This is a genomic window from Paramesorhizobium salinisoli (assembly GCF_003335045.1).
In the GTDB taxonomy this organism is placed as follows: domain Bacteria; phylum Pseudomonadota; class Alphaproteobacteria; order Rhizobiales; family Rhizobiaceae; genus Paramesorhizobium; species Paramesorhizobium salinisoli.
Genome location: NZ_QOZG01000003.1, coordinates 529,494 through 550,275, shown reverse-complemented (window position 1 = coordinate 550,275; position 20,782 = coordinate 529,494). Strand labels below are relative to the sequence as shown.

The window sequence follows — 20,782 nt, the reverse complement described above, 5'->3', positions numbered from 1 at the left end:
CGGGCGATCACTCGGCGCGATGAAAACCATGCGCGCGACGAAGCCGTCTGAAAGGTTCTTCTCGGACAGGCCGCCATAAAACCGCGAAGGCGTCGATGTCCCAACAATGGTTAGAGACGGGCAGTGTATCGGCTCGCCCACACGCTCCTCGTCTGCTGTCTCCTTTCCGAACCAGACGCCTGTGGATTTCGAATAGAGCTCCAGCATCGCCTTGCGGATGGTCGATGCCCAGTTGCCCGTCCCGGGAGCGTTGATGGCCTCGAGCACATCCCCGATCTCATCCCACGGCAGAACCACAACGGGCTTCCGGCGTAGAATTTTCTCGATTGCGCTCGAACTGGACACTTCGCCCGCACCGACGAGATAGGCCATGTCGCTATCCTGCAGCGCTTTTACGAGCCGCTGCAGGGGTGCTTCCTTGCCAAATCCGGGGCCTGCAATCCCGGCGAGATATAGATTAACACCGCACCCCGTGGGGCCGACAACGCGACGACCATAAAAAGCTGACATGAAGGCCACTGCGGCCATTACGGCGAGTTCTGGTGACCGCCTGCGCGAGGTGTCTAGTATCCATCGGCAGATATCGCCCATTAGGCCGCCGGCGGCGTCGGCAGTGAACGGGTTTATCATATCGATTGGCTTGCGCTTCGATGCTACAAGCGCCGTAATGGCTGCTGCTGTTGGCATCAGCGGTGCGCCCTTGTCGATCCAGCCTAAGGCCTCTTTATCCTTTCCCAGACGATCGCACAGCCATTGCGCAGCGCTGGTCACGCCATCGCCCACACCTGCGTGAACCGTCACATCGATGGCGGTATGTGTCTCTCCGCTTCCCCAATCTGTGATGCCATCTGGGTGGAAGGAAAGATTGGCATTCTTCACACCACGCCATTGGCAAACAGCACGATAACCAGCGCCCTGAAGCGTGGTTTTCGGTAGCCCAAGGGCCGGAACCCACGCGCCCAGATCGTCAAGCGCAGCTTGGTTCACACGCCGGAAAAAATTATCGGCCACGTTGTCATTCGAGGCGGTGCGCGGCTTCGGCGCGGCCCTCCGCTCGCCATGCGGCGATAGCAGGGTTTCGACGTCGCGCATGAAGTTTTCGAGACACGGCCAGTCGATAAGCGGAAGCTCTACCGCCTGCTTCATCAACGCGGTTGCCGGCGTCCAGACATATGGCTTGCGAGTTTCAGGATGAATGCCATCGACCACTACCTGCTGGCCGATACCCATGATTTCGATTCGCTGCTCGATGCCGTCGATTTTGAACCAGGACGACTGCATCTTATCCCGAGGCTCAGTCGTCCTGAAAAGAAACAGCGACTTCGGGGCTTTTCCCACACGCATCGGCGCATACTCGCCGCCGGGCAGTTCCCGCACCATGGCAATTACCGCCGCTGCCAGCTCAGGTCGCATGATATCAACGTCGATTGCCACGACGTCGCCGGTCAATATCCCGGTGTTCGTATGCTCCGGGAACGCTGTTTCCCAATAGGCGGCGTTTTCGTAGGTGGCGTTAAGATTTTGCCAGCCTCTGAATGCATCCGGAGCCTTCCCCTTGCAGGGGACGATGCGGTAGCCGTACGAAATCAAATTCTGTCGCGTCGCCAGGATACTGGACGTGTTCTGTCTTACTGTTTGGGCCACAAAAACCTCGCGTGTGTGCCATGCCCATTCCGCACCTCGGAACAGGCTTTTCTAGATTCATGATGATGGGGTTGGGGTTGTTCGCCGGGGTTTAGTCCGCTACGCGCGGCTCTTCTTGGCACCGAGGCGCGGGTAGGGGGCTAGGCGGCGCTCGGCGCCAACGTCCCCGGCTTGAGCATGGTGCGCCCGTCGATATGGCCGACCACGGTGCCGTCCTGCTTAGGGGTGGAGGTTGTGTTGTCGTTGGCGGCTTGCCGGTTGGCGATCTTGTCTGAAATCCATTTCACGACCTCCGTTTTCACGAACGCCACACGCCGGTCCCCGAGCGGGACGGCATTGGGGAATCGGCCCTCTGCGCGGTACCGGTTAATCATTGTGCGGCTTAAGCTAGTCAGCCTGGCGGCGTCGTTGATGGAAATTAGAATCTGGGTATCGTCGGGAATCATCAAGCCTCCTCTTCGCGCGGGACGGAATCCAAGCGCGTCAAATCTCGTTGCAGATTGAATAATGAGATTGGTGTTGATCGCTGACCCTAAGGGCCGGTTTTGGCGCGGAGCGCCGAGGTCTCACGCTGCAAGAGCAGCAGCCTCAAAATCAACGGGCGGACCCGGTGAGATTACTATTGAATGACGGCACCACCCGTCGAGGAGATAGAATCATACCATAGACGATAATGATATCCATTGCAACCATAAAATTACCATATCTTGTATTTTATGACCTACTTATGTTCTGAGCTACAATATGTAGTCCAATCCTGCAACAGGGTGCGGCGCCTATCGAACAGGTCGGACCTGGCATATGCACGTTCGACAGCATTTCCAGTCTGATGGGCGAGGCAGGCTTCCGCGACTGCGTCAGGGTGCCCGTTCTCCTGCGCCCAGACGCGGAAGCTAGATCTGAATCCGTGGACGGTGAAATCGCCGCCTCCCGCGGATTTCAGAGCTTTCGCGAGGCTCATATCTGAAAGCGGCGTGTCTTTCTTCATGCCCGGAAATACCAGCGAGGAGAGCCGCTGCTTCTCCATCCTCTTTATAACGGCAAGGGCGTCGTCGGTCAGAGGTACGCGATGCGCACGGCCCATTTTCATCCGGTCCGGGGGCAGGGACCACGTTGCGGCATCTAGGTCAAATTCGCTCCATACCGCGCCGCGAACCTCGCCGGATCTTGCGGCGGTGAGGATGGCGAATTGTAAGGCAGCCGAACCCATGCCTCGGACTTTCGTCAATTCGATCATAAAGGCCGGCACGTCCTGCCACGGCATCGATGCATGATTGCGCTTGCGGAGCACATCAGGCGTCGGCAGCACTCGTGCCAGATGGTCACCCCACGCGGCCGGATTATCGCCGGCGCGCAATCCTTCCGTTTTTGCCGCATCTAAGATCACCTTGATCCGCTCGCGGAATTTCGACGCTGTTTCGTTTTTCTCGGCCCAGATCGGCTTCACGACGCGGAGCACTTCATCCGTCCCGATATCGGCGATCGGTATCTTGCGGATCGATTTCGCATGGTTCGACATAGCGTTTCGCCACGACGCTTCAGTTTTATCAGAGCGCCATTTTCCAGCGTTCACCATATCCTCTATGAACTGATCGGCGAACTCGCCGAATGTCTTCGGCTTGACGACGACCTTGCGCTCCGGCAGTTCCTTGAATGGATCACCGCCGTTGCCGACGATTTCCCTGATCGCATCGGCTTTCCTCCTGGCCGTAGCGAGCGAAACCTGTCCGGTTCCTGAGCCGTACGAGCCAAGACCCATTTCACGGCGCCGGCCATTCTTTACATAGATGAAGACCCATGAGCGCGTCCCAGTCTTGGATCGATGGAGCCACAAGCCATCCCCATCGCGCAGTTTGGCCTTGTCGCTGTTGTCGATTTCCTTAACGGTAAGGAGGTTCCGCGCCATGGTGCGCCATATCCTTTTTCCTAATTTCTTTCCTAATCCTGATCGGTTGCTATAGCGGACACGCCATAATATCCATTATGATAATATCCATACAATACATTGAATTAAAACAAGAAATTTTATGCTTGAGATTTTCATGAAAGTCAATAAGGACATAAAAATGGCGCATGTCGGGTGCGCCATTCTCGAATGGTCCGCTCTGGCTCCTTTTCATGATCCCTGGACGAGTTCTCTAACTTCGCTCAACACACTGACGCCCAAGATAGCCGGGCAACCCCAATAGTCGAAGATGCCGGCGCGTCTGCTGTTTTGGCCGCATACGACAAATACGCCGGTGCCGAATGTCTCCTTGAGATGGTTCGCCAGCCAGCCAACGAAGCCGCTGTTATCGTCACCTTCGGTGAAATGAAATCGCCAGATCGCGAATAGTTCTGCACCCTCATCGGTACATGGTACCAGTTGGCTCCAGATCTCGTCGTCCCGAACCAGAGCCAGGGCGTCTTGTCGTGCCCGCTGTGCAAACTCCGCGTGGGAGAATTCGTCAAAAGCGTATGTCCCGTCGTATACCTTCAGGTCGCACCGCGTAATCACGCGCCTGAGCCGCGCTTGGGTCTGCTCCGGCGTCTCAGTTGAAATGTTCACCATTTTATCCACCTGTTTATCGACCGTTGTCGCGATCCAGAGGTAAACGACCCCGAGAGAGGATGTGTCCTTTTTGGCAGTCGTACGGCGGAAATTCTTCTGATCCTTTGCGCCCAAATCATCCTTCTTTCCGGGTGCAGCTCAGGAGCAGTCATGAAGCGCAGATCATTTTTCGCAATGCTGGAGCTCGCGCCTGCGGCTGCCGGTGCGCCCGCGGTTGCGAAGCAGGTCTCGCCTCCCGGCAAATTCTGCAACGAAGTGCTTCAGCGACTGAAGCGCTCACGCCACAGCCGCATCCCGACTTTCCTTCATCCTTGGCGACAGGATCCGCCACGCAACAGGCATCAACCGTGTTTGGTGCTGGACCTCCGCAGCAAACCGCGGCCTCGCGGCCTGCCGCGAAAAATGACGTGCGACAGACGCCGGTCTCCGGGAGCACGAGATGAACATCGTCGGCCGCCACCAATTCGCCCGCGAGGGCGGCGAGATGCGCTGCCGCTTTTCGACGATTATAGAAAAAGATATGCGTCAGATCGCCTCCAGCGTCACGTTCTCAAAAGGGCAGGCGCGGCGCTACCAGCGAGAATATGCCCTCATCCGGAACCGTCCGAAGCACGAGGTCTGATCTCCAGCCAGTACACTCAATGCTGATTGATGTCCTCAAGGAAGCCAAGCACGGCATTGTTGAACAGCTTCGGCCGTTGCAGCGGGGCAAAATGACTGACATCCGGCAGGATGAGGAAGTTCGCCCCTGGGATACTGTCAGCAAGATATTGGGCATGCTCCAGCTTGATGAACTCGTCATGTTCGCTTTGCACGATCGTGACCGGCACCCGAATTGCCTCCAGGTCCGTGACCGTGTAATTCGGTTCAGTCCCCATCATCAGACTGACAGCCTCAACAAATGCCTGAAACGCATCAGGTGTCGCCGAGAGTTCGGCATAGTCTTTGGCGTGGCGAGCAAAACACCTGTTGACCACGGGCGTGGACACAAATTCTTTGGTGCCGCCCGGGTCCATGTTGCAGCCGAAGAAGAAAACCCCGGTCACACGATCGGGGACCTTGGAAGCAAGGATCAGGGCGATACACGCTCCATCGCTCCAGCCCACGAAAGATGCTTTTTCGAGATGCAATCTATCCATGACGGCTACGACATCCGTTGCCATCAGTTCATAGGTATAAGGCCGTGAATCGCGTGTGCTGCGGCCATGGCCGCGGCTGTCGATGACCACCACATGATATCCGGAATCGACGAGTGCGGAGATTTGGCAGCCCCAGTTGCCGCTGTGTCCAAGCCCGCCATGCAGTAAAATCACTGGAATGCCGGAGCCATAGGACGCGTACCAGATGCGGGCACCGTCATGTTCGACATGGCCTTGGCTTGATGCAGCAGGCAGCGGCACCGCCCCCTCAGCCTCGAAGGTCTTCAACTCGTCATCGTGAAAATCCATTCTTGATCCGTCCTGGAATGTCGTGGCCCCTGCGGTCCCGCGATCAGCTTTGCCCGACCTTGTAAAGCCGGACCGGCCTGTCCGGTGCGCGTTTGATCATGCCTTTGGCCTCGAGATCGAGTTGCACCGCTTTCAGCCACCATCCTGCAGTTTTGCCCCCAGGGAACAAATCGTCCGGAAGACCGGGGAGCAGCGCTTCTTTCGCATCGGCCACGGTCAGCCCCGGCGCGTTGCCGGGCAGCACGGCCAGAAGCGCATGGCGCATCGCCACGTATTTGGTGCGATTGACCCGCTCCGTCCGTCCGGGCGTCGTAATGCTCTCGATTTCAATCTTGTCGTCAGACATCGATCTTCCCCGCGGCTTTGATTTCAGGATTTCGGAACCCCATTCCAATCCATGCCCAAAGAAGCTTCGCATAGAAGGAAATGCTGTGGGTCTTGAGATTCGGGATGTCGTTCGGCAGATTGGACGCATCGGGTAAATCGCCGGTCATCGTCCTCAATTGCGGTGCCGGGCGTGTGTCGTCGGGCCACAGGTGCAGATAGATGCTCAGCCAGTGCGCGCCCTTTAGTTCGAGAAAAATGGGCGTGTTGCAGCAGGTTGCAACAAAGCGGCGCGAGCCGGCATCGGCAGACAGCCGGAATTCCTTCAGATGCTCTGCGCCAGAAAGCACCCGGACGCGGTCTTTGCGGTAATCGGCGCACGGCGTCGCGGCGTAGGACGTGAGAATATTTTGCGCGCCGGGAAGAGCCGCAAACCGAGCGGCAGCCGTTCGGCAACTGGTGCACAGGCACTCGGACACGAGGAACGGCTCTCCTCGCAGCTCCAGGCGTGTCTGTCCGCATGCGCACCCGATATGCGTCTTGCTCATGCTGCGTTATCTTTCGTGACGTGGAACAGGTGCCGGATGTACCGGTCGAGATGGTCGAGACTTTCTCGTGCGAGTTCCGGATTATCGCCCGCTTTCGCCAGGACGAACCCGCCCTGGATAATGGTTTGCGTGTGCCGGGCAAGGCTTTCGGCGGTCCAGTCGCCGGTGATTCCCCGCGCGCGCCGGGCCATCTCGATGTCGGCCTCCAGTGTCGCCGCATGGCCGAAGATGCTGCGGCCACAGGCATCGCGAATGTCCGGCGAGCTTGCATAGATTTCCTGCGCCATGGTGCCGACCAGACACGTGAATTCGGACAAGTCGCCCACGATAATCGCTTTGCGGAAAGCGATATAAGCAAGAACGCGCTCCAGCGGATCGGCCTGCGCGTGATATGGTGCTGCCTCGAAGAAGCGGGACGTCGTCTCGGCCCAGAATTCGGCCACCGCAACGCCCAATGCTTCCTTGCTTCCGAAGTTGTGGAAGAATGCCCCCTTGGTGACGTCTGCCGCCTTGCAGAGGTCATCGACTGTGGTCGCTGCGAAGCCCTTGGCGCGGATGATATCGCGCGCTGCTTCGAGGAGCCGGGTTCGTGCGTTTCCACGTTCCGGCGATTGTTTCGTGGGTCTCGACATCGCAAATACATACCATACAGTCGGTATAATGCAATAATATAATTCGATATGGGCGGCCCAGCTTAGTTCCGGCCGGTCGGCCGAAGTTGTATTATCCGGAGGCGTGAACCATAATCCCTGATCGCCCTTCGGTGGGTGCCTGACATGCTGAAATCGAGAAATAACAGAAGATATTGCACGGTAATCGGCGGTACGGCGGAACATAACGGTTGAGCGGACAGGCACTGCAGTTTCACCATTCCTCTGAAACCGCAGGTGCTCGCAGAGCCTATGATCCAACCGTGGCTGCCGATCAGCTATCCGGGTGGGGCGAGGAAATTCTGCATCATCGGAGAGTGAAGCGGCTCGCTACGGCCGGCTCATTGCGCATTGCGTCAGGTTCATTGTAGATAGCGGGTTCGCTGTGCTCTTTTTGGCGGCTTAATAGCGGATACTGTCATGACCACCCTCCAGCAGGTTGCCTCCCGTGCTGGCTGTTCGCTCGCAACGGCATCGCGAGTTTTGAACGGCACCGGGCCGGTCAGCGACGAGATGGTTCGGAAAGTCCGCCGCGCCGCGGCCGAGGTGGGATATCGTTCAACGGCGGGAACGTCGGGCTCGTCCAGGCGACGGCCGGTCGTAGGGGTGCTCATTCCGAGCATCACCAATCCGGTGTTTGCAGCGTCCCTCAACGGTATCCAGAACCGCATGCTGATTGCCGGCCATGGTGTTCTGATCGCTCAGTCGGAGTATGATCCGGCGCGCGAGGTGGATGCGGTCGCTTCCCTTCTCAATCAGCAACCAACGGGGCTGATCCTCACGGTCTGCGATGCTCAAAACAGCAAGGTATTGTCAGCGGACCTGCCGCCGTGGGTGCTCCTCGGCAATCCAGCGACCCCAGGCGCTCCGGCAGTAATATGTGCTGATAATCGCCAGGCCGGACGCGACATCACCGAACATCTTCTGGCCTGCGGCCACCGACGCATCCTGTTCGTCTCCGGTTATTTCAAGGCTTCAGACCGGGCAAGGCTGCGCTACGACGGATATCGCGATGCCATGAAGGCAGCGCATGTGGCTGCGCTCGAAGCCGTGCAAATTCCTTTCGTCGATGAACTCGAAACGCTCGATCTCTCGGCAACCCTTTCGCATTTCGCGCCTTCGGCCATCATCGCGTCGAACGATCTTCTGGCGCTTTGCGTCATCGCGGCGGTCAGGCGTCATGGGCTGTCCGTGCCGGACCATATCTCGGTCGCGGGTTTCGACGGCATCGCTATCGGGCGGTTGACCGAGCCGGTGCTGACGACTGTGGAGTTGCCGGATGCGACCATGGGGGCGGCCGCCGCGTCGCTGCTGCTCGATATGGCGGAAAACGGCGCCATGCCGCGGCAATTGCAGGTTGCACACCGGCTGCGCCGGGGCGGTACGGTACGCGACATCACGTGAGGGCACTGATTTTGTGTAGAAAGCGGCCGCCACGGGCGCGGCGGCCGCTGAATTCGAGTGCATTTAGCTGCGCGGCAGCAGGCCTTCGACCTCGGCGGCTGCGTCGTTCAGCGCTTCTTCAGGTGTTGCGGTCTGCTCGACGATACGTGAAAGGTTCTCGACGATGGTCTGGGTAACCTTCACGCCATTGCTTCCCGGAAACGCATACCAGGGGATCATGCGCGGCATTTGCTCAAGGCCGGCGCGAAACAGCGGGTTTTCCTTGTAGAACGTGCCGAGATATTCCGGGGAAGCGGCTGCCAGTTCATTGTTGGGAACATAGCCGGTGCCGGGAACCACGACCGATGCGCCATAAGGCCCGGCGGCGAATTTGGCAAATTTCCATGCGGCCGCCTGTTTATCTGCATCCTTGGTCAGGATGACAACGGCATTGCCGCCGGTAGGCAGCTTGCCATTGACCGGATCGATCAGCGGAATGGGGGCCGTGCGCAGATCGAATTTGGTGCCGACATTCTTGATGGTGTTGCGCAGCGCGCCGGTAGTCTGAAATGCGAGACCAACCTTGCCGGCAACGAAGGCCTGTTCGCCGGCCTGCTTGGTGAGGACAGGAAGACCGCCCTCCTTGACCATGCGGTCAAGAACTTGGACAGCTTTCTGGCCTGCGGGACCGTTGAAGGTCACTTTGCTCTCGTCCTCGCTGAGCATGGTGCCCCCGGCGCCGAACAGCAGCGCGGAGAACATCCAGTCGTCGCCCTGCCAGCGAAAATCGATGCCTTCATTGCCGTTGCCGAGCGCCTTGATCTTGCCACCGAGCGCGATCACCTCGTCCCATGTCTTCGGCGGAACGTCCGGATTGCCGCCGGCGGCGCGCACCAGATCGGCGTTGTAATACATGATCGGATTGGACGTGGCGAAGGCGAGGCCGACCTGCTTGCCCTTGACCTGGGCGAGCTTCAGGATGTTTTCGGAAAAGCCCTGGGCGGCCATGTCGCCTTCCCCGGTGATCAGGGGGCCGAGATCAACGGGGATATCGCGTTCGTTCAGCATACGCAGGCGATTGAGGCCGATGAAGGTTACATCAGGCATTTCCGCCGTGCCCGCCTGACGCATGATCGTCTGGATGCCTTCTTCATAGGTCGCCGAGGGATTGGCGAACTGGATCTTGATATCCGGATTTTCTTCCATGAACTTCTTCGAGATCGTGTCCATCACGTCCTTGAAGAAGCCCGGCATGGGATAATGAACGGTCAGGGTCGTTTCGGCATGGGCCGGGATCGACATGGCAACCGACATTGCCGCGGCGGCGAGGGCCTGCTTGATATGTTTCATCGCATGGTCTCCTTGAGTTGAACTTACGACTGGTCAGCCTTTGAGACCGGTCATGGTGATGCCCTCGACGAAGCGCTTCTGCGCGAGCAGGAATGCTATGACGAGGGGAAGGGTGATGATGAGCGTGGCGGCCATCAGCGCGCCGTAGTCGTCGCCGGCCTCGGCCGCCAGGAAGAACAGCACGCCGAGCGGCGGCGTCGCATAGGACTGGTTGGTGACGACGATCAGCGGCCAGAACAGGTCGTTCCAGTGCGCGACCACCGAGAAGATGGCAAAGGCCGTGACCGCCGGCCACGCATTGGGCACGATCACGCGCGCGACGATGCCTGCCTCCGACATGCCATCGAGACGCGCCGCGTGAATGAGGTCGTCCGGCATGGCCCGGAAGAACTGCAGGAACAGGAAAATGCCGAACACCGAAATCGAAAATGGCGCAACAAGTGCCGTGTAGCTGTTGAGAAGCGCCAGCTTGTCGAACGCCACATAGAGCGGCAGGGCGGCGGCGTGGATCGGAACCAGAAGTCCGAGCATGACCGCGGCCATCAAAATGCGCGCAGCGCCGAATTTCAACTTGGCCATGGCGTAGGCGCAGGGCACCGCGACCACCACCTGCAGCACCAGGATCAAGCCGCAGACGATCACGCCGTTCAACAGGAGGTTCGGCATCGACACCCGTGTCAGGGCCTTGGTGAAATTGGCCATATAGGCGAAGTGCTGCGGGATCAGCGACAGCGAGGCGGAAAATATCTCGCTCTGATCCTTTCCGGCGGTCGAAATCATGAAGATGTAGGGCGCGAGAAAAATCAAGGCGCCGAGCGATAGAAGCGCGAGGCGGAAAACCCGCCCGAGTGTCAAGGGCTGGGTCATGTGTAGTGCACCTGCCGGTCGAGGAAGCGGTACTGGAGGATCATCAAGACCACGAGGATGGCGAGAAACACCACGGTCATTGCCGAGGCATAGCCGACCTTGAGGTAAACGAAGCCTTCCTGATAGATGGTGAACAGCAGCATTTCCGATGCCTTGTTCGGTCCGCCTTCAGTCAGGGTCTTGACCGTCTCGAACACCTTGACCGAATTGATGACGCTGATCGTGGTGACGAAAAGCGTGGTCGGCCCGAGCATCGGCCAGGTCACGAGGCGGAAGCGGTCGATGGCGGATTGCGCACCATCGACTTCGGCCGCCGAATATAATTCACGCGGGATGGCGGTCAGACCCGCCATGAACAGCACCATGTTGAAACCGACGGATTGCCAGATGCCTATGATCGAAAGGCCATAGAGCACCGTGCTCGACGCTCCGAGCCAGTTCGGACCAGCAATGCCGAACAGGGCAAGAAAGGTGTTGAGAGGGCCGATGCTCGGATGGAAGAGATATTGCCAGACCGTCGCCATGGCGACGAGCAGCGAGGCGACGGGAAGAAAATAGACCGTTCGGAAAAAGTTGCGGCCGCGCGGTTCGGATTCAATCAGCAAGGCGATGCCGAGGCCCAGCACGATCGATATGGGCGTGACGATCGCCGTATAGACGGTGGTGTTCCACAATGAGCGGCGGAAGGTCCGGTCGCTGATCAGGTCGGCATAATTTTCCAGGCCGACGAATCGGAAGCTGCCATAGCCGAGTTCGAAATCGGTGAAGCCGAGGACAATCACGGCGATTGTGGGAAGCACGATGAAAACAAGCATCAGCACGATGGCGGGCGAGGCGAGCAGCCAGGCTATCCGCGCCTCGCGCCGGGCGGCTGTTTCGACCGCTGAAACGGGGAGGGCGATATCAGCCATGAACGGTCTCCCTCACAGCGGCTGAAACAGGCGTGGACGGAAGGCGATGGCCGTCTTCGGCAAAGAGCATTATGCGCGAGGGGTCGAGATCAAGGCCGATCGCCTGGCCGGCAACCAGCCCGCGTGCTTCGGCAGGCGTGACCTTGGCGAGCACGGTGTCGCCAATGGCGGAAAGCCTGGCAAAGACGATGACTTCTGAACCGAGGAACTCCAGGCGCTCCACCCGTGCGGCAAGCGTGCCCTGGCCTTCGGCGCGCAACTGCACGAATTCCGGACGGATGCCGAGCGTAACATTTGCAGCGCCTTCCCGGCTTGTGGAGGACGCCAGGCGCAACGTGCCGAACTGCACCATGCCCCGCGCATCACGAATGGTCGACAGCAGGTTGATGCGTGGCTGGCCGATGAAACGGGCAACCTCGACGTGATCTGGATCGTCGTAGATCGTCTGGGGCGCAGCGATCTGGAGCAGATTGCCGCCGATCATCACGGCCACCCGGTCGGCCATCGACAGCGCTTCGGACTGATCGTGGGTGACGTAGAGGGTCGGCACGCCAGCGCGGCGATGCAGTTCGACGATCTCGCCGCGAGCATGGACACGCAGATTGGCGTCGAGATTGGACAGCGGTTCGTCCATGAGGAAGACGCCCGGATCGCGCACCATGGCGCGGGCGAGGGCCACGCGCTGGCGCTGGCCGCCGGACATCTGGCCCGGCTTGCGGTCGAGCAGATGGTCGATCTTCAGCGACGCGGCGGTGGCCGCAACCTGCTTCTGGATATCGGCGCAGATCCGGCGCTGGCCAGGTAGCATCGGACCGATGAAAGGTAGCCGCTGCGCGCTGCTCAGCCTGCGCATGGCGAGAGGGACGGCGATGTTCTGGCCGGCGGTCAGATGCGGGTAGAGCGCATAGGATTGGAACACCATCGCGACATTGCGATCTGCGGCTCTCAATTGCGAGACTTCACGGCCCCCGATCCGGATTTCTCCGCTGTCGGCGTGGTCCAGCCCGGCGGCAATGCGCAGCAGCGTGCTCTTGCCGCAGCCGGAAGGGCCGACCAGAGCGATGAATTCGCCCGCCTCGGCCTCCAGCGAAACGCCTTTCAAAATAGCGTTTCCGGCAAAGGATTTCCTGATATCGCGCAGCCCAAAGACGCTCATTGCGCAGCCTCAACTATCGGCTTGGGAGCGGAGTGCGGATAGACCTCGTGGATCACTTCATCGATGTAGTACGGCGTCAGTTCCGGCAGGGCGACGATCTCGCTCGAGACATCATCGCCAAGCGTGTGGATGACTGCGCCGACGATCCGTTCGCCGGGCATCTCGCGCTCCAGCGTGTCGATGATGAAGGCGGAAGAGGGGCCCCAGACGAGCGCGGTGTTTTCAAACGTACCTTTCCAGGCCCAATGCAGATGGCCGCTGGCAAAAAGCGCCACGTCATGAGCCGCGAGCAGATCGTAGAGGCGCTGGCGCGGCGCCGGATGGGTGCCCCAGTAACCGGTGTCGCCTTCATGCGGCTCGTCGACGAAAAGCGGCTTGTGGGTGAAGATCGCCACGCGCCGGTCGGCACGACCCGCCAGCACCTCTGCGAGCCAGGCAAATTGCAGCTCTTCCTCGACGTCGCCCTGACCGAACAACAGGCTGTTCAGGCCGATCAGCCGCCAATTGCCGTGGTTCGACACCCAGTAATCCTGCCCGACCATACGGCGCCAGCGCTTAAGCCGGGCGATATCCACGGGCTGGCGCGAACCGGGGAAATGGCCGACATCATGGTTTCCCGGCACGATCAGCACCGGGACAGGAAGCTGGCGCATCAGCTCCATCGAAAAGGCGATATCGTCCTCGCGATCGGCGCCATCGATGGTGAGATCGCCCGTATGGATGACAAGATCCGCGCCCGTTTTGGCGATCCAGGCAGCAAGCGGCTCCCAGTTGCCGTTGAAATGCACCTTGCTGGGGCTGAGATGGGTATCGGTGATCTGGACGATCTTCATGCTGCGTTCTCCGCATCGGCTTATTGCAACCGCGCCAGAGTAGTCCGGCACTTCGCAGCCTCTGTAGAGTCTGCATATGTCAGGCGATTGACGCGTGTTTTCAGTGGGATTTCAGGTTTGTCACATTACCGTCAAACCGGGGAGTTCCGGCTGCGCCCGTGGTGATCCTGAGACTGCCGCCTTTGTGGCGGCGCCGGGAACAATTTGTCTGCGGTATCGTTCCTCGCTGCACATCGCCAAACCGCAGGAGGTCGCGTGCGTTTCATTCCCACTGTCTTCCATGGAATTGCAGATTATGTCGTCGGTGTTCTGGTCATCGCCCTGCCGTTTCTGCTTGCGCTTGAGGGAAATGTGCGAGGCATCACGATCGCGCTTGGAGCGTTCGTTCTTCTTTACAGCCTGATGACCGATTACGAATTGGGTGTGGTTCGCTTCCTGCGCATCCGCTTTCATCTCTTGCTGGACGCGCTCTTCGGTGCGGGGATGCTTGTTTTGCCGTTTGTCCTGGAGATACCCGCAGCCAGTCGCTGGCCATTTTACCTCATCGGCGTTCTCGCCCTGCTATTGGCCGCAACCACGAGGATCCGCGCGGAAGGCACTGCCGCCCCCGGCAATCACAACGTGAACCCGGGATCACGACGTGAAGGAGATATACGATGAAGGCACTGTGCTGGCACGGCAAGGGAGATATCCGTTGCGACGAGGTTCCGGATCCCAAGATCGAAGACGGCCGCGATGTCATCATCAAGATGACTGCCTGCGCGATCTGTGGATCAGATATTCATCTGATGGACGGCTACATACCCTTCATGAAAAAGGGCGACATTCTCGGTCATGAATTTATGGGTGAAGTCGTCGAAGTCGGCAGGGATAACAAGAAGCTGAAAGTCGGCGATCGCGTCGTCGTCCCTTTCACCATCTGCTGCGGCGAGTGCCAGCAATGCCTTAGGGGCAACTGGTCGGTCTGTGAGCGCACCAACCGCAATGCCGATAATGCCACCAAGGCATTTGGTTATCCAACCGCGGGCCTGTTCGGCTATTCCCACCTTACCGGAGCTTATGCCGGGGGGCAGGCGGAATATGTGCGTGTACCCTATGCGGATGTTTCTCCGATCGTCATCCCGAACGGGATGTCGGACGAACAGGCACTATTCCTTGGCGATATCTTCCCAACCGGATGGATGGCGGCGGCGAATTGCGAGATCGAGCCGACGGATATCGTCGCCATCTGGGGATGCGGGCCTGTCGGCCAGTTCTGCATCAAGAGCGCGCTGATGCAGGGCGCGGCCCGCGTCATTGCCATCGACAACGTTCCGGAACGCCTGGCGCTCGCCCGGTCGGCAGGCGCGGAAATCATCAATTTCGATGAGATCGACGGGACGGTCCCCGACCATATCAAGGAAATGACCGGCGGTCATGGCGCGGACAAATGCATCGATGCCGTCGGAGCTGAATCCCACGCCACGGCTTCTTTTGACGCGATAATCGACAAGGTCAAGGCTGCAACGCTGCTGGGGACCGACCGGCCCCATGTGCTGCGCACCGCCATCATGGCCTGCCGTCCAGGCGGTATCGTTTCCGTACCCGGCGTCTATGGCGGTTTCCTCGATAAAATTCCCTTTGGCGCTGCAATGAACAAAGGGCTGACAATTCGAACGGGCCAGACTCATGTCAACCGCTACGCGCTGGACCTGCTGCGGCGTATCGAGGAAGGAGAAATCGATCCTACCTTCATTATCACCCATCGGGCGAAACTAAACGACGGTCCCGCCCTCTATGAAACGTTCCGCGATAAGAAGGACAATTGCATCAAGGTTGTTCTGACGGCGTGACACCATTTGCCAGGAGCGCGATATATCGATCCTTGCAAGACCTCATGGACTTGCCGCTGTCTGATTGGCCACCTCTGATTGGCACCTGCTGATTGGCCAACGTCACCATCTCCCGGCATCGCGCTTGGAGTCATCCCCGCCAACAGCGCCACGTCGGCCATAAGCGCCGCGGTTAAACGGACTATGATCCGCCGGGGAGTTATCCCCCGTCAGCACAACACGTAAATGGGGAAGACGATCAAGACCGTGAACGGCGCGATCCGCCTTGCCGGAGCCCAAGGCAAAATCCATCGGAAAATTGAATTTGGCGTCCGATTGAGTGATCAGTCCGACATAGCACATAGCAGCCAGCATCATTGTGCCAAGTACGGCCGTTACGAAAAGAACCATGTACTCAAACACTCTGGCCATAGGCTTCGCTTGCCCTCTACTGCAGTTCTTCCCTTAACCTTGCGATGGCGCGCAGCTCTTTTCTCGAGGGTTCCGTATCCGCTACGCTGTATCTCGTCCCGATCGGATGAATCATGGCCCGGCAACTTGGGCGGGGGAGCTTCAGGGACGCCGGGCCATGTGGCACATTGGATGCCATTGCCTGGCGCAGTCGGGTGTCCACGCTTCGGCGCGTCGGTAACGGTCTTGCCGAGACTTTGTTCCTCACCCGACAAAATATCTGCAGGAAATCATCATGACGCGTTGCGAGATTACCGATATCAACGAGGAAGGGATTGAATGAGATCGGCGATGCCGAACCAGATGATCTGGATTCCGATGCAAAGCACAATAAAGGCCGACAGGCGCACCAGTACGCTCGTACCGTTCTTTCCCAGCACTCTTTTCAGTTCGTCGGCATAACGATAGGCGAGATAGACCGTTGCGCAGATCGCCAGAAGCGCGACGATGACGGCGATATCATGGATGGCGGCCCCGTCGAAATCCGTCAGGAGGTCGGGCCGTTGGCTGCCGATGGTGATGGCCGTGGTGATTGTCCCCGGCCCGAAGGTAAGCGGCATCGTCAGGGGATAGAAAGCCAAGTCGAGAGCTCCCTCCTCGGACCTGGCGCGCCCGGGATCCGCCTCCGCCGGAGCGTCGGTGCTGTTAAGCATTTTCCAGCCCATCACAGCGATCACCAAGCCGCCGGCGACGCGAACGGCCGGAAGGCTGATGCCGAAAAACCCCAGGATGTACGATCCGCTGAAAAGCGAGCAGGCGAGCAGCAGGAAGCCGCCGACGGCGATACGCCATGCCAGCTTATGGCGCATCAGCTGCGAGCAATTGTTCGTCACGTTCAGAAAGATCAGCGCTCCCCCAAGCGGATTGACGATAGGAAACAGCGCCGCGTAGGTCAAAAAGAAGGCATCGATGACGTTGTTCAAAGCACCTACTCCCCGCCGTCCTTTCAACCTGATCGTAATGACTGGTTGAAGACTTAGGAGCATGATCCTAAAAAGTTGCCGAATTATGCAGTAGCGCCTTGGCTTCAGCTCCAGAGAAGACCTTACTCGCAGCGAAACCGTCGATATTCCGCTTGAACTCGACACCGACAAGCAGATCCCGCCTTGCCGCGATTACCAACACGACGGCGCGAACCGATGCCCCAATTTTGCCGCTCTGCCAATGCACCCAAGACAGGCGCAACGGAGACAGCGGAATCGTGAAAGCGGCCATGCCTTTGGAGAGGGTCCAGTCCCTTCGAAAACTCGTCCTCGCGGTTCTGTTGGTGGGGATACTTGCGTTATGCCTGGTCTCCGGGTCCCGGTGGCCAGATGATGGACCGGTGGAACTCACCATCGAAGCGATAAGCTTCGTGCTTTTGGCGATCTGTATCCTCGGGCGGACCTGGTGCAGTCTCTACATCTCTGGTCGCAAAATTCGTGATCTCGTCGATTACGGTCCGTATTCGATCACACGCAATCCGCTCTATTTCTTTACATTTCTGGGTGCGGTCGGCGTGGGACTGCAGATGGACAGCGTATTGTTCGGCCTCACCGTAGGGATACTGACTTTTGTCGTTTTCTCGGTTGTGGTGCGCCATGAGGAGGCGGCTTTGACTGTCGCCCATGGCTCGAGCTATACCGATTACAGGGCGAGGGTGCCAAGGTTCATGCCCCGACTTCGGCAGTGGACTTCGGTCAGCAGGCTCGAGGTGCAGCCGCATCTCGTGGTTCGCACCTTCTTCGATTCCCTTCTGTTCCTGCTGGCCGGCCCTGTCGTTCAGGCCATCATCGCCATCCGGAAATCAGCCGATCTCCCGGTACTTGTGCTGCTGCCCTGATCGCTGGAGGCGGAGCTGTGGCTCCGTTCAGATGCGCTCCTTCTTCGGCAGATGGCTTTGGAATTTAGCGGGATCGATGTCATCCCAACTGCCGTTCAGCGCCATGTAGACCTCTTCCGGATCAAAGCCCATATCGCGTATGATATGCGGTCCAAGGCGGGAGAGCGCGACAAGTTCCCGGCGCTCCTCACGGTGGCGGCGCATGGCGCGCCATCCCATAAGCAGAGTGCCCAAGACGTCGTAACGGACGCGCTTTTCGCGCAATCTGGCAGTTAATTCTATTGCAGTCATTTTCATGCTCCATCCGATCGCGACATTGGACCGGTTCAAGCTGTGAGGGTTATCGTCATTGAACCGGTTCAATTATATATCGTTGCCTGCGATCGTCAAGTAAAATTTGAACCGGTTCAAGATTGATGCTATATCAAGTGTTTAGGCAATGAGACCAAGGTTGGCATGGCGAAAATCAATTTCGGAAAGGCGCCGACGCTGCACGATCTGGCCCAGGCGGCGGGCGTGTCCAAGGGGACGGCGTCCAATGTCTTCAACCGGCCGGAGATCGTGCGGGAGGAGGTGCGCGAGCGCGTTCTCGAACTCGCCAAGGCGATGGGCTACCGCGGACCCGACCCGAAGGGACGCCTGCTTAGCGCCGGCAAGGTGAATGCCATCGGCGTCGCGACGGTGCTCCCGCTCAGCTATTTCTTCGAGGATCCTTACGCGCGCGTGCTGATGTCGGGTATCACGGAAGCATGCGACGCCAGCGGTACCGGCATCTCGCTGGTCTCGGCGGCCAACGAGGAGGAGCTTGCATGGAACATGCAGAACGCGCTCGTCGATGGCTTCATCCTGTTTTGTCTCGAAGGGGCGGACAAATTGATCCAATCGTCGCGCGAACGGCAACTGCCTTTCGTCGCGCTGGATCTCGGAAGCGGCGATGAAACCATGTCGGCGGTGGGTATAGACAATTTGGCCGGCGCGCGCCTGGCCGCCCAACATCTCCTCGATCTGGGCCATCGTCGATTTGCCGTTCTCGGCATGCCTTTTGTCGAGCGTGGCTCTTCGGGGCGCGTGGGCATGGAGCAGGTGAATACCACCAGCTTTAATACCTCGCGCGATCGGGCGAAAGGCTATTTCCAGGCGCTCGAGGCGGCGGGAATAGATAGCGCGGAGGTGCCGATCTACGAGACCCGGATTGATCGGGAAACCGTCTATCCGGCGCTGGAGGAGATCTTTTCGTCACCGCTGCCGCCGTCGGCGCTTCTGGCGCAGTCGGACCGGATCGCGTTTATCGCGCTTGACTGGCTGAATAAGGAAGGGATCTCGGTTCCCGACGACGTTTCCATCGTCGGCTTCGACGGCGTGCCGGAAAGCGCTGCCTCGATCCCGCCGCTCACCACGATCCAGCAGCCGATTGCGGAGATCGGTCGCAGGGCGGTGAGGGCGATCCTTGACCACGCCGGCGAGGTCTGGCGCGAGAAGATCGATGTGGAACTGGTCGTTCGCAACTCGACCGCACCGCTAAAAGACCAATATCGCGCGGGATTGATCTGAGATTGCCGGCTCGGCTAGCCGAACATGAGCGAGCGGTGCGTTGCCGCCCCTGCCATGGCGCCATCGCCGACGGCGAGGGAAACCGACCCCGCTGCCCGGGCCGCGTCGCCACAGGCAAAGATTCGGGGGATGGTTGTTTCCTTCATGGCGTTGGTGGTGATGAAAGGTCCAAGCGGACCCTCTTCGAGCGCGCAGCCCAGTTGCTCGGCAAGCGGGCTCGTCGGCCGGGTGGCGGGGGCGGTGAAAAGACCGGCGAGCGAAATCACCCTGCCGCTGGCGAGCCGGATGTCGGCATGACCAGTAATCTCGGCGACCGGTTCGGACACCACGGTGACGCCGCGGGCGGAAAGCTGTGCAAGTTGCTCGTCGTCGGGCGTAAAGGTGTCATTGATGAAAAAGCTCGTCTTGCCCCAGTCAGGAAGCATCAGGGCCTGATGCATGGATATAGGACCAACGGCGAGAACGCCGATGCTCCCCTCATCGAGCTCATAGCCATGGCAATAAGGGCAGTGAAACACGCTCTTTCCCCAGCGCTCCTTCAGGCCGGGCACGTCGGGCAAGATATCCTCGACGCCAAGCGCCAGGATCAAATGCGTGCTTTCATAAGTCTGCCCGGCTTCCGTTTCGATGCGGAAACCGCCGCCCGCCTGAGCGGCGCCCAGAGCCTTGCCGTTGGTCCAGGTGACCGTGGGATAGGCGAGGAGTTGCTGCTTCGCTTCTTCTGCAATCTGGTCCGGCGCGTGGCCGTCACGGCCGAGGAAGCCATGCGAATGCTCGGCGAAGCGATTGCGGCGCTGGCCCGCGTCGATCATCATGATCCTGCAGCGCGCGCGGGCAAGCTGCAATGCCGCCGCCATTCCCGCATAGCTGCCACCGATGATGATTACGTCAAACTGCATTTTGTTGGCTCCGTATTTTCTCGTGGTGAGCGGCGAGGCGCCCGGTGAAATCCTCGGCGAGTTGCGCCAGGGTCAAGCGGCCGAACCGCTCCATCAAAAGCGTTTCCACCTCACGGAAGGTATCGTCCAGCGCCGCGTTGACGGCCTGTTCGACAAGGCATTCCGGCGCTGCGTTGCGATTTCCGATGGCGAACACGGCTGGCTCGCCCAGCGCTGCGTGGATGTCGCGCAGCGTCACCGCGTTGAGGTCGCAGGCGATTGTCCAGCCGCCATTGTGCCCCTTTTCGGAGCGGACCAGCCCTGCCTGGCGCAATCCGGCCATGGTGCGCCTGACGACGACGGGATTGGTATGCATGCAATGGGCAAGCGCTTCGGACGTCATGGGACCATCATTGGCGGCCATGTGCAGGAGTGCGTGGAGGACGGAGGAGAGGCGGCTGTCACGTTTCATGTAACTTTACGTATTACATGATGCAGCGAAATGCAAGAGACGTATCTTCTGCATCGAACAGGCACTCTTGCGTTTGCCCGGCCGATAGCAAGAATGGCGGAACGAGATTCAT

25 protein-coding genes are annotated in these 20,782 nt (G+C 59.2%); 6 read left to right on the top strand and 19 right to left on the bottom strand.

The genetic code is table 11. The features are described 5' to 3' along the window. The 4 genes from DUT91_RS09645 to DUT91_RS09630 form a co-directional block, all read right to left on the bottom strand. Positions 1-1,644, bottom strand: a 1,644-nt coding sequence (locus tag DUT91_RS09645; RefSeq protein WP_147272170.1) for a bifunctional DNA primase/polymerase, incomplete at its 3' end; no start/stop codon positions are given. Positions 1,645-1,784: 140 nt separating this feature from the next. Continuing rightward, the gene (locus tag DUT91_RS09640; RefSeq protein WP_114440134.1) at positions 1,785-2,090 is read right to left on the bottom strand and encodes a helix-turn-helix transcriptional regulator; all 306 of its coding nucleotides are present in this window, start codon (positions 2,088-2,090) and stop codon (positions 1,785-1,787) included. A gap of 275 nt (positions 2,091-2,365) precedes the next feature. Beyond that, positions 2,366-3,550: a tyrosine-type recombinase/integrase gene (locus DUT91_RS09635; protein WP_114440133.1), complete on the bottom strand. Its 1,185-nt coding sequence runs from the start codon at positions 3,548-3,550 to the stop codon at positions 2,366-2,368. A gap of 210 nt (positions 3,551-3,760) precedes the next feature. Next, complete coding sequence (locus DUT91_RS09630) at positions 3,761-4,309, bottom strand: DUF6196 family protein (protein ID WP_200834934.1); 549 nt, start codon at positions 4,307-4,309, stop codon at positions 3,761-3,763. A gap of 325 nt (positions 4,310-4,634) precedes the next feature. Here DUT91_RS09630 and DUT91_RS09625 point away from each other — a divergent pair, with 325 nt between their 5' ends. Continuing rightward, the gene (locus DUT91_RS09625; RefSeq protein ID WP_114440132.1) at positions 4,635-4,817 is read left to right on the top strand and encodes a hypothetical protein; all 183 of its coding nucleotides are present in this window, start codon (positions 4,635-4,637) and stop codon (positions 4,815-4,817) included. A 16-nt stretch (positions 4,818-4,833) separates the two neighbouring features. Here the strand turns inward: DUT91_RS09625 and DUT91_RS09620 are convergent, their stop codons facing one another. Genes DUT91_RS09620 through DUT91_RS09605 form a run of 4 tightly spaced genes read right to left on the bottom strand, consistent with a single transcriptional unit; the run spans position 4,834 to position 7,147 of the window. After that, positions 4,834-5,643 carry an alpha/beta fold hydrolase gene (locus tag DUT91_RS09620; RefSeq protein ID WP_114440131.1) on the bottom strand — a complete coding sequence of 270 codons (810 nt, stop codon included), beginning with the start codon at positions 5,641-5,643 and terminating at the stop codon, positions 4,834-4,836. A 43-nt stretch (positions 5,644-5,686) separates the two neighbouring features. After that, positions 5,687-5,989 carry a DUF6958 family protein gene (locus DUT91_RS09615; protein ID WP_114440130.1) on the bottom strand — a complete coding sequence of 101 codons (303 nt, stop codon included), beginning with the start codon at positions 5,987-5,989 and terminating at the stop codon, positions 5,687-5,689. Continuing rightward, the gene (locus tag DUT91_RS09610; protein WP_114440129.1) at positions 5,982-6,515 is read right to left on the bottom strand and encodes a GFA family protein; all 534 of its coding nucleotides are present in this window, start codon (positions 6,513-6,515) and stop codon (positions 5,982-5,984) included. Before DUT91_RS09610 ends, DUT91_RS09615 begins: the two co-directional genes overlap by 8 nt. After that, the gene (locus DUT91_RS09605) at positions 6,512-7,147 is read right to left on the bottom strand and encodes a TetR/AcrR family transcriptional regulator (RefSeq protein WP_114440128.1); all 636 of its coding nucleotides are present in this window, start codon (positions 7,145-7,147) and stop codon (positions 6,512-6,514) included. The genes DUT91_RS09610 and DUT91_RS09605 overlap by 4 nt, the downstream gene beginning before the upstream one ends. A gap of 438 nt (positions 7,148-7,585) precedes the next feature. Between DUT91_RS09605 and DUT91_RS09600 the strand changes: the two genes are divergently transcribed. Continuing rightward, positions 7,586-8,569 (top strand): substrate-binding domain-containing protein, encoded by a 984-nt coding sequence (locus DUT91_RS09600; RefSeq protein WP_114440127.1) that lies wholly within the window; start codon positions 7,586-7,588, stop codon positions 8,567-8,569. A 63-nt stretch (positions 8,570-8,632) separates the two neighbouring features. On the opposite strand, the gene DUT91_RS09595 is transcribed toward DUT91_RS09600, so the two are convergent. Genes DUT91_RS09595 through DUT91_RS09575 form a run of 5 tightly spaced genes read right to left on the bottom strand, consistent with a single transcriptional unit; the run spans position 8,633 to position 13,665 of the window. Further along, positions 8,633-9,898, bottom strand: a complete 1,266-nt coding sequence (locus DUT91_RS09595; protein ID WP_114440126.1) for an ABC transporter substrate-binding protein — start codon at positions 9,896-9,898, stop codon at positions 8,633-8,635. A gap of 33 nt (positions 9,899-9,931) precedes the next feature. Beyond that, on the bottom strand, positions 9,932-10,765 hold the full coding sequence (locus tag DUT91_RS09590; protein WP_114440125.1) for a carbohydrate ABC transporter permease: 834 nt from the start codon (positions 10,763-10,765) through the stop codon (positions 9,932-9,934). Beyond that, positions 10,762-11,676 (bottom strand): carbohydrate ABC transporter permease, encoded by a 915-nt coding sequence (locus tag DUT91_RS09585; protein ID WP_114440124.1) that lies wholly within the window; start codon positions 11,674-11,676, stop codon positions 10,762-10,764. The genes DUT91_RS09590 and DUT91_RS09585 overlap by 4 nt, the downstream gene beginning before the upstream one ends. Next, complete coding sequence (locus tag DUT91_RS09580) at positions 11,669-12,832, bottom strand: ABC transporter ATP-binding protein (protein WP_114440123.1); 1,164 nt, start codon at positions 12,830-12,832, stop codon at positions 11,669-11,671. The genes DUT91_RS09585 and DUT91_RS09580 overlap by 8 nt, the downstream gene beginning before the upstream one ends. After that, positions 12,829-13,665, bottom strand: coding sequence for a metallophosphoesterase family protein (locus DUT91_RS09575; RefSeq protein WP_114440122.1), 837 nt, complete (start codon positions 13,663-13,665; stop codon positions 12,829-12,831). Before DUT91_RS09575 ends, DUT91_RS09580 begins: the two co-directional genes overlap by 4 nt. A gap of 255 nt (positions 13,666-13,920) precedes the next feature. Here DUT91_RS09575 and DUT91_RS09570 point away from each other — a divergent pair, with 255 nt between their 5' ends. Further along, positions 13,921-14,325 (top strand): SPW repeat domain-containing protein, encoded by a 405-nt coding sequence (locus tag DUT91_RS09570; protein ID WP_114440121.1) that lies wholly within the window; start codon positions 13,921-13,923, stop codon positions 14,323-14,325. Next, positions 14,322-15,497, top strand: a complete 1,176-nt coding sequence (locus DUT91_RS09565; protein WP_114440120.1) for a zinc-dependent alcohol dehydrogenase — start codon at positions 14,322-14,324, stop codon at positions 15,495-15,497. The genes DUT91_RS09570 and DUT91_RS09565 overlap by 4 nt, the downstream gene beginning before the upstream one ends. A gap of 102 nt (positions 15,498-15,599) precedes the next feature. Here the strand turns inward: DUT91_RS09565 and DUT91_RS09560 are convergent, their stop codons facing one another. The 3 genes from DUT91_RS09560 to DUT91_RS26420 all read right to left on the bottom strand — a co-directional run bounded on the left by DUT91_RS09560 (position 15,600) and on the right by DUT91_RS26420 (position 17,162). Further along, complete coding sequence (locus DUT91_RS09560) at positions 15,600-15,908, bottom strand: hypothetical protein (protein WP_114440119.1); 309 nt, start codon at positions 15,906-15,908, stop codon at positions 15,600-15,602. 299 nt (positions 15,909-16,207) lie between these two features. Continuing rightward, a complete protein-coding gene (locus DUT91_RS09555) occupies positions 16,208-16,870 on the bottom strand; it encodes a MarC family protein (protein WP_200834933.1) in 663 nt (220 codons plus the stop codon). A 67-nt stretch (positions 16,871-16,937) separates the two neighbouring features. Then, complete coding sequence (locus tag DUT91_RS26420; protein ID WP_114440117.1) at positions 16,938-17,162, bottom strand: hypothetical protein; 225 nt, start codon at positions 17,160-17,162, stop codon at positions 16,938-16,940. Positions 17,163-17,271: 109 nt separating this feature from the next. Between DUT91_RS26420 and DUT91_RS09545 the strand changes: the two genes are divergently transcribed. After that, on the top strand, positions 17,272-17,769 hold the full coding sequence (locus DUT91_RS09545; RefSeq protein ID WP_160113635.1) for a methyltransferase family protein: 498 nt from the start codon (positions 17,272-17,274) through the stop codon (positions 17,767-17,769). Positions 17,770-17,796: 27 nt separating this feature from the next. On the opposite strand, the gene DUT91_RS09540 is transcribed toward DUT91_RS09545, so the two are convergent. Further along, a complete protein-coding gene (locus tag DUT91_RS09540) occupies positions 17,797-18,060 on the bottom strand; it encodes a YjiS-like domain-containing protein (protein WP_147272169.1) in 264 nt (87 codons plus the stop codon). A 165-nt stretch (positions 18,061-18,225) separates the two neighbouring features. Between DUT91_RS09540 and DUT91_RS09535 the strand changes: the two genes are divergently transcribed. Then, positions 18,226-19,320, top strand: a complete 1,095-nt coding sequence (locus DUT91_RS09535; RefSeq protein ID WP_114440114.1) for a LacI family DNA-binding transcriptional regulator — start codon at positions 18,226-18,228, stop codon at positions 19,318-19,320. Positions 19,321-19,334: 14 nt separating this feature from the next. Here DUT91_RS09535 and DUT91_RS09530 read toward each other — a convergent pair whose 3' ends face one another. Both DUT91_RS09530 and DUT91_RS09525 read right to left on the bottom strand, forming a co-directional pair. After that, complete coding sequence (locus DUT91_RS09530; protein ID WP_114440113.1) at positions 19,335-20,219, bottom strand: NAD(P)/FAD-dependent oxidoreductase; 885 nt, start codon at positions 20,217-20,219, stop codon at positions 19,335-19,337. Then, complete coding sequence (locus DUT91_RS09525; protein ID WP_114440112.1) at positions 20,209-20,670, bottom strand: Rrf2 family transcriptional regulator; 462 nt, start codon at positions 20,668-20,670, stop codon at positions 20,209-20,211. Before DUT91_RS09525 ends, DUT91_RS09530 begins: the two co-directional genes overlap by 11 nt. Between the last annotated feature and the right edge of the window lie 112 nt (positions 20,671-20,782).

Bases quoted from the DNA above. Each gene is read 5' to 3' on its own strand.
- DUT91_RS09640 (WP_114440134.1), bottom strand. From the start codon at position 2,090: ATGATTCCCGACGATACCCAGATTCTAATTTCCATCAACGACGCCGCC.
- DUT91_RS09635 (WP_114440133.1), bottom strand. From the start codon at position 3,550: ATGGCGCGGAACCTCCTTACCGTTAAGGAAATCGACAACAGCGACAAG.
- DUT91_RS09625 (WP_114440132.1), top strand. From the start codon at position 4,635: ATGAACATCGTCGGCCGCCACCAATTCGCCCGCGAGGGCGGCGAGATG.
- DUT91_RS09620 (WP_114440131.1), bottom strand. From the start codon at position 5,643: ATGGATTTTCACGATGACGAGTTGAAGACCTTCGAGGCTGAGGGGGCG.
- DUT91_RS09615 (WP_114440130.1), bottom strand. From the start codon at position 5,989: ATGTCTGACGACAAGATTGAAATCGAGAGCATTACGACGCCCGGACGG.
- DUT91_RS09610 (WP_114440129.1), bottom strand. From the start codon at position 6,515: ATGAGCAAGACGCATATCGGGTGCGCATGCGGACAGACACGCCTGGAG.
- DUT91_RS09605 (WP_114440128.1), bottom strand. From the start codon at position 7,147: ATGTCGAGACCCACGAAACAATCGCCGGAACGTGGAAACGCACGAACC.
- DUT91_RS09600 (WP_114440127.1), top strand. From the start codon at position 7,586: ATGACCACCCTCCAGCAGGTTGCCTCCCGTGCTGGCTGTTCGCTCGCA.
- DUT91_RS09595 (WP_114440126.1), bottom strand. From the start codon at position 9,898: ATGAAACATATCAAGCAGGCCCTCGCCGCCGCGGCAATGTCGGTTGCC.
- DUT91_RS09590 (WP_114440125.1), bottom strand. From the start codon at position 10,765: ATGACCCAGCCCTTGACACTCGGGCGGGTTTTCCGCCTCGCGCTTCTA.
- DUT91_RS09585 (WP_114440124.1), bottom strand. From the start codon at position 11,676: ATGGCTGATATCGCCCTCCCCGTTTCAGCGGTCGAAACAGCCGCCCGG.
- DUT91_RS09580 (WP_114440123.1), bottom strand. From the start codon at position 12,832: ATGAGCGTCTTTGGGCTGCGCGATATCAGGAAATCCTTTGCCGGAAAC.
- DUT91_RS09575 (WP_114440122.1), bottom strand. From the start codon at position 13,665: ATGAAGATCGTCCAGATCACCGATACCCATCTCAGCCCCAGCAAGGTG.
- DUT91_RS09565 (WP_114440120.1), top strand. From the start codon at position 14,322: ATGAAGGCACTGTGCTGGCACGGCAAGGGAGATATCCGTTGCGACGAG.
- DUT91_RS09560 (WP_114440119.1), bottom strand. From the start codon at position 15,908: ATGGCCAGAGTGTTTGAGTACATGGTTCTTTTCGTAACGGCCGTACTT.
- DUT91_RS26420 (WP_114440117.1), bottom strand. From the start codon at position 17,162: ATGGCCGCTTTCACGATTCCGCTGTCTCCGTTGCGCCTGTCTTGGGTG.
- DUT91_RS09540 (WP_147272169.1), bottom strand. From the start codon at position 18,060: ATGACTGCAATAGAATTAACTGCCAGATTGCGCGAAAAGCGCGTCCGT.
- DUT91_RS09535 (WP_114440114.1), top strand. From the start codon at position 18,226: ATGGCGAAAATCAATTTCGGAAAGGCGCCGACGCTGCACGATCTGGCC.
- DUT91_RS09530 (WP_114440113.1), bottom strand. From the start codon at position 20,219: ATGCAGTTTGACGTAATCATCATCGGTGGCAGCTATGCGGGAATGGCG.
- DUT91_RS09525 (WP_114440112.1), bottom strand. From the start codon at position 20,670: ATGAAACGTGACAGCCGCCTCTCCTCCGTCCTCCACGCACTCCTGCAC.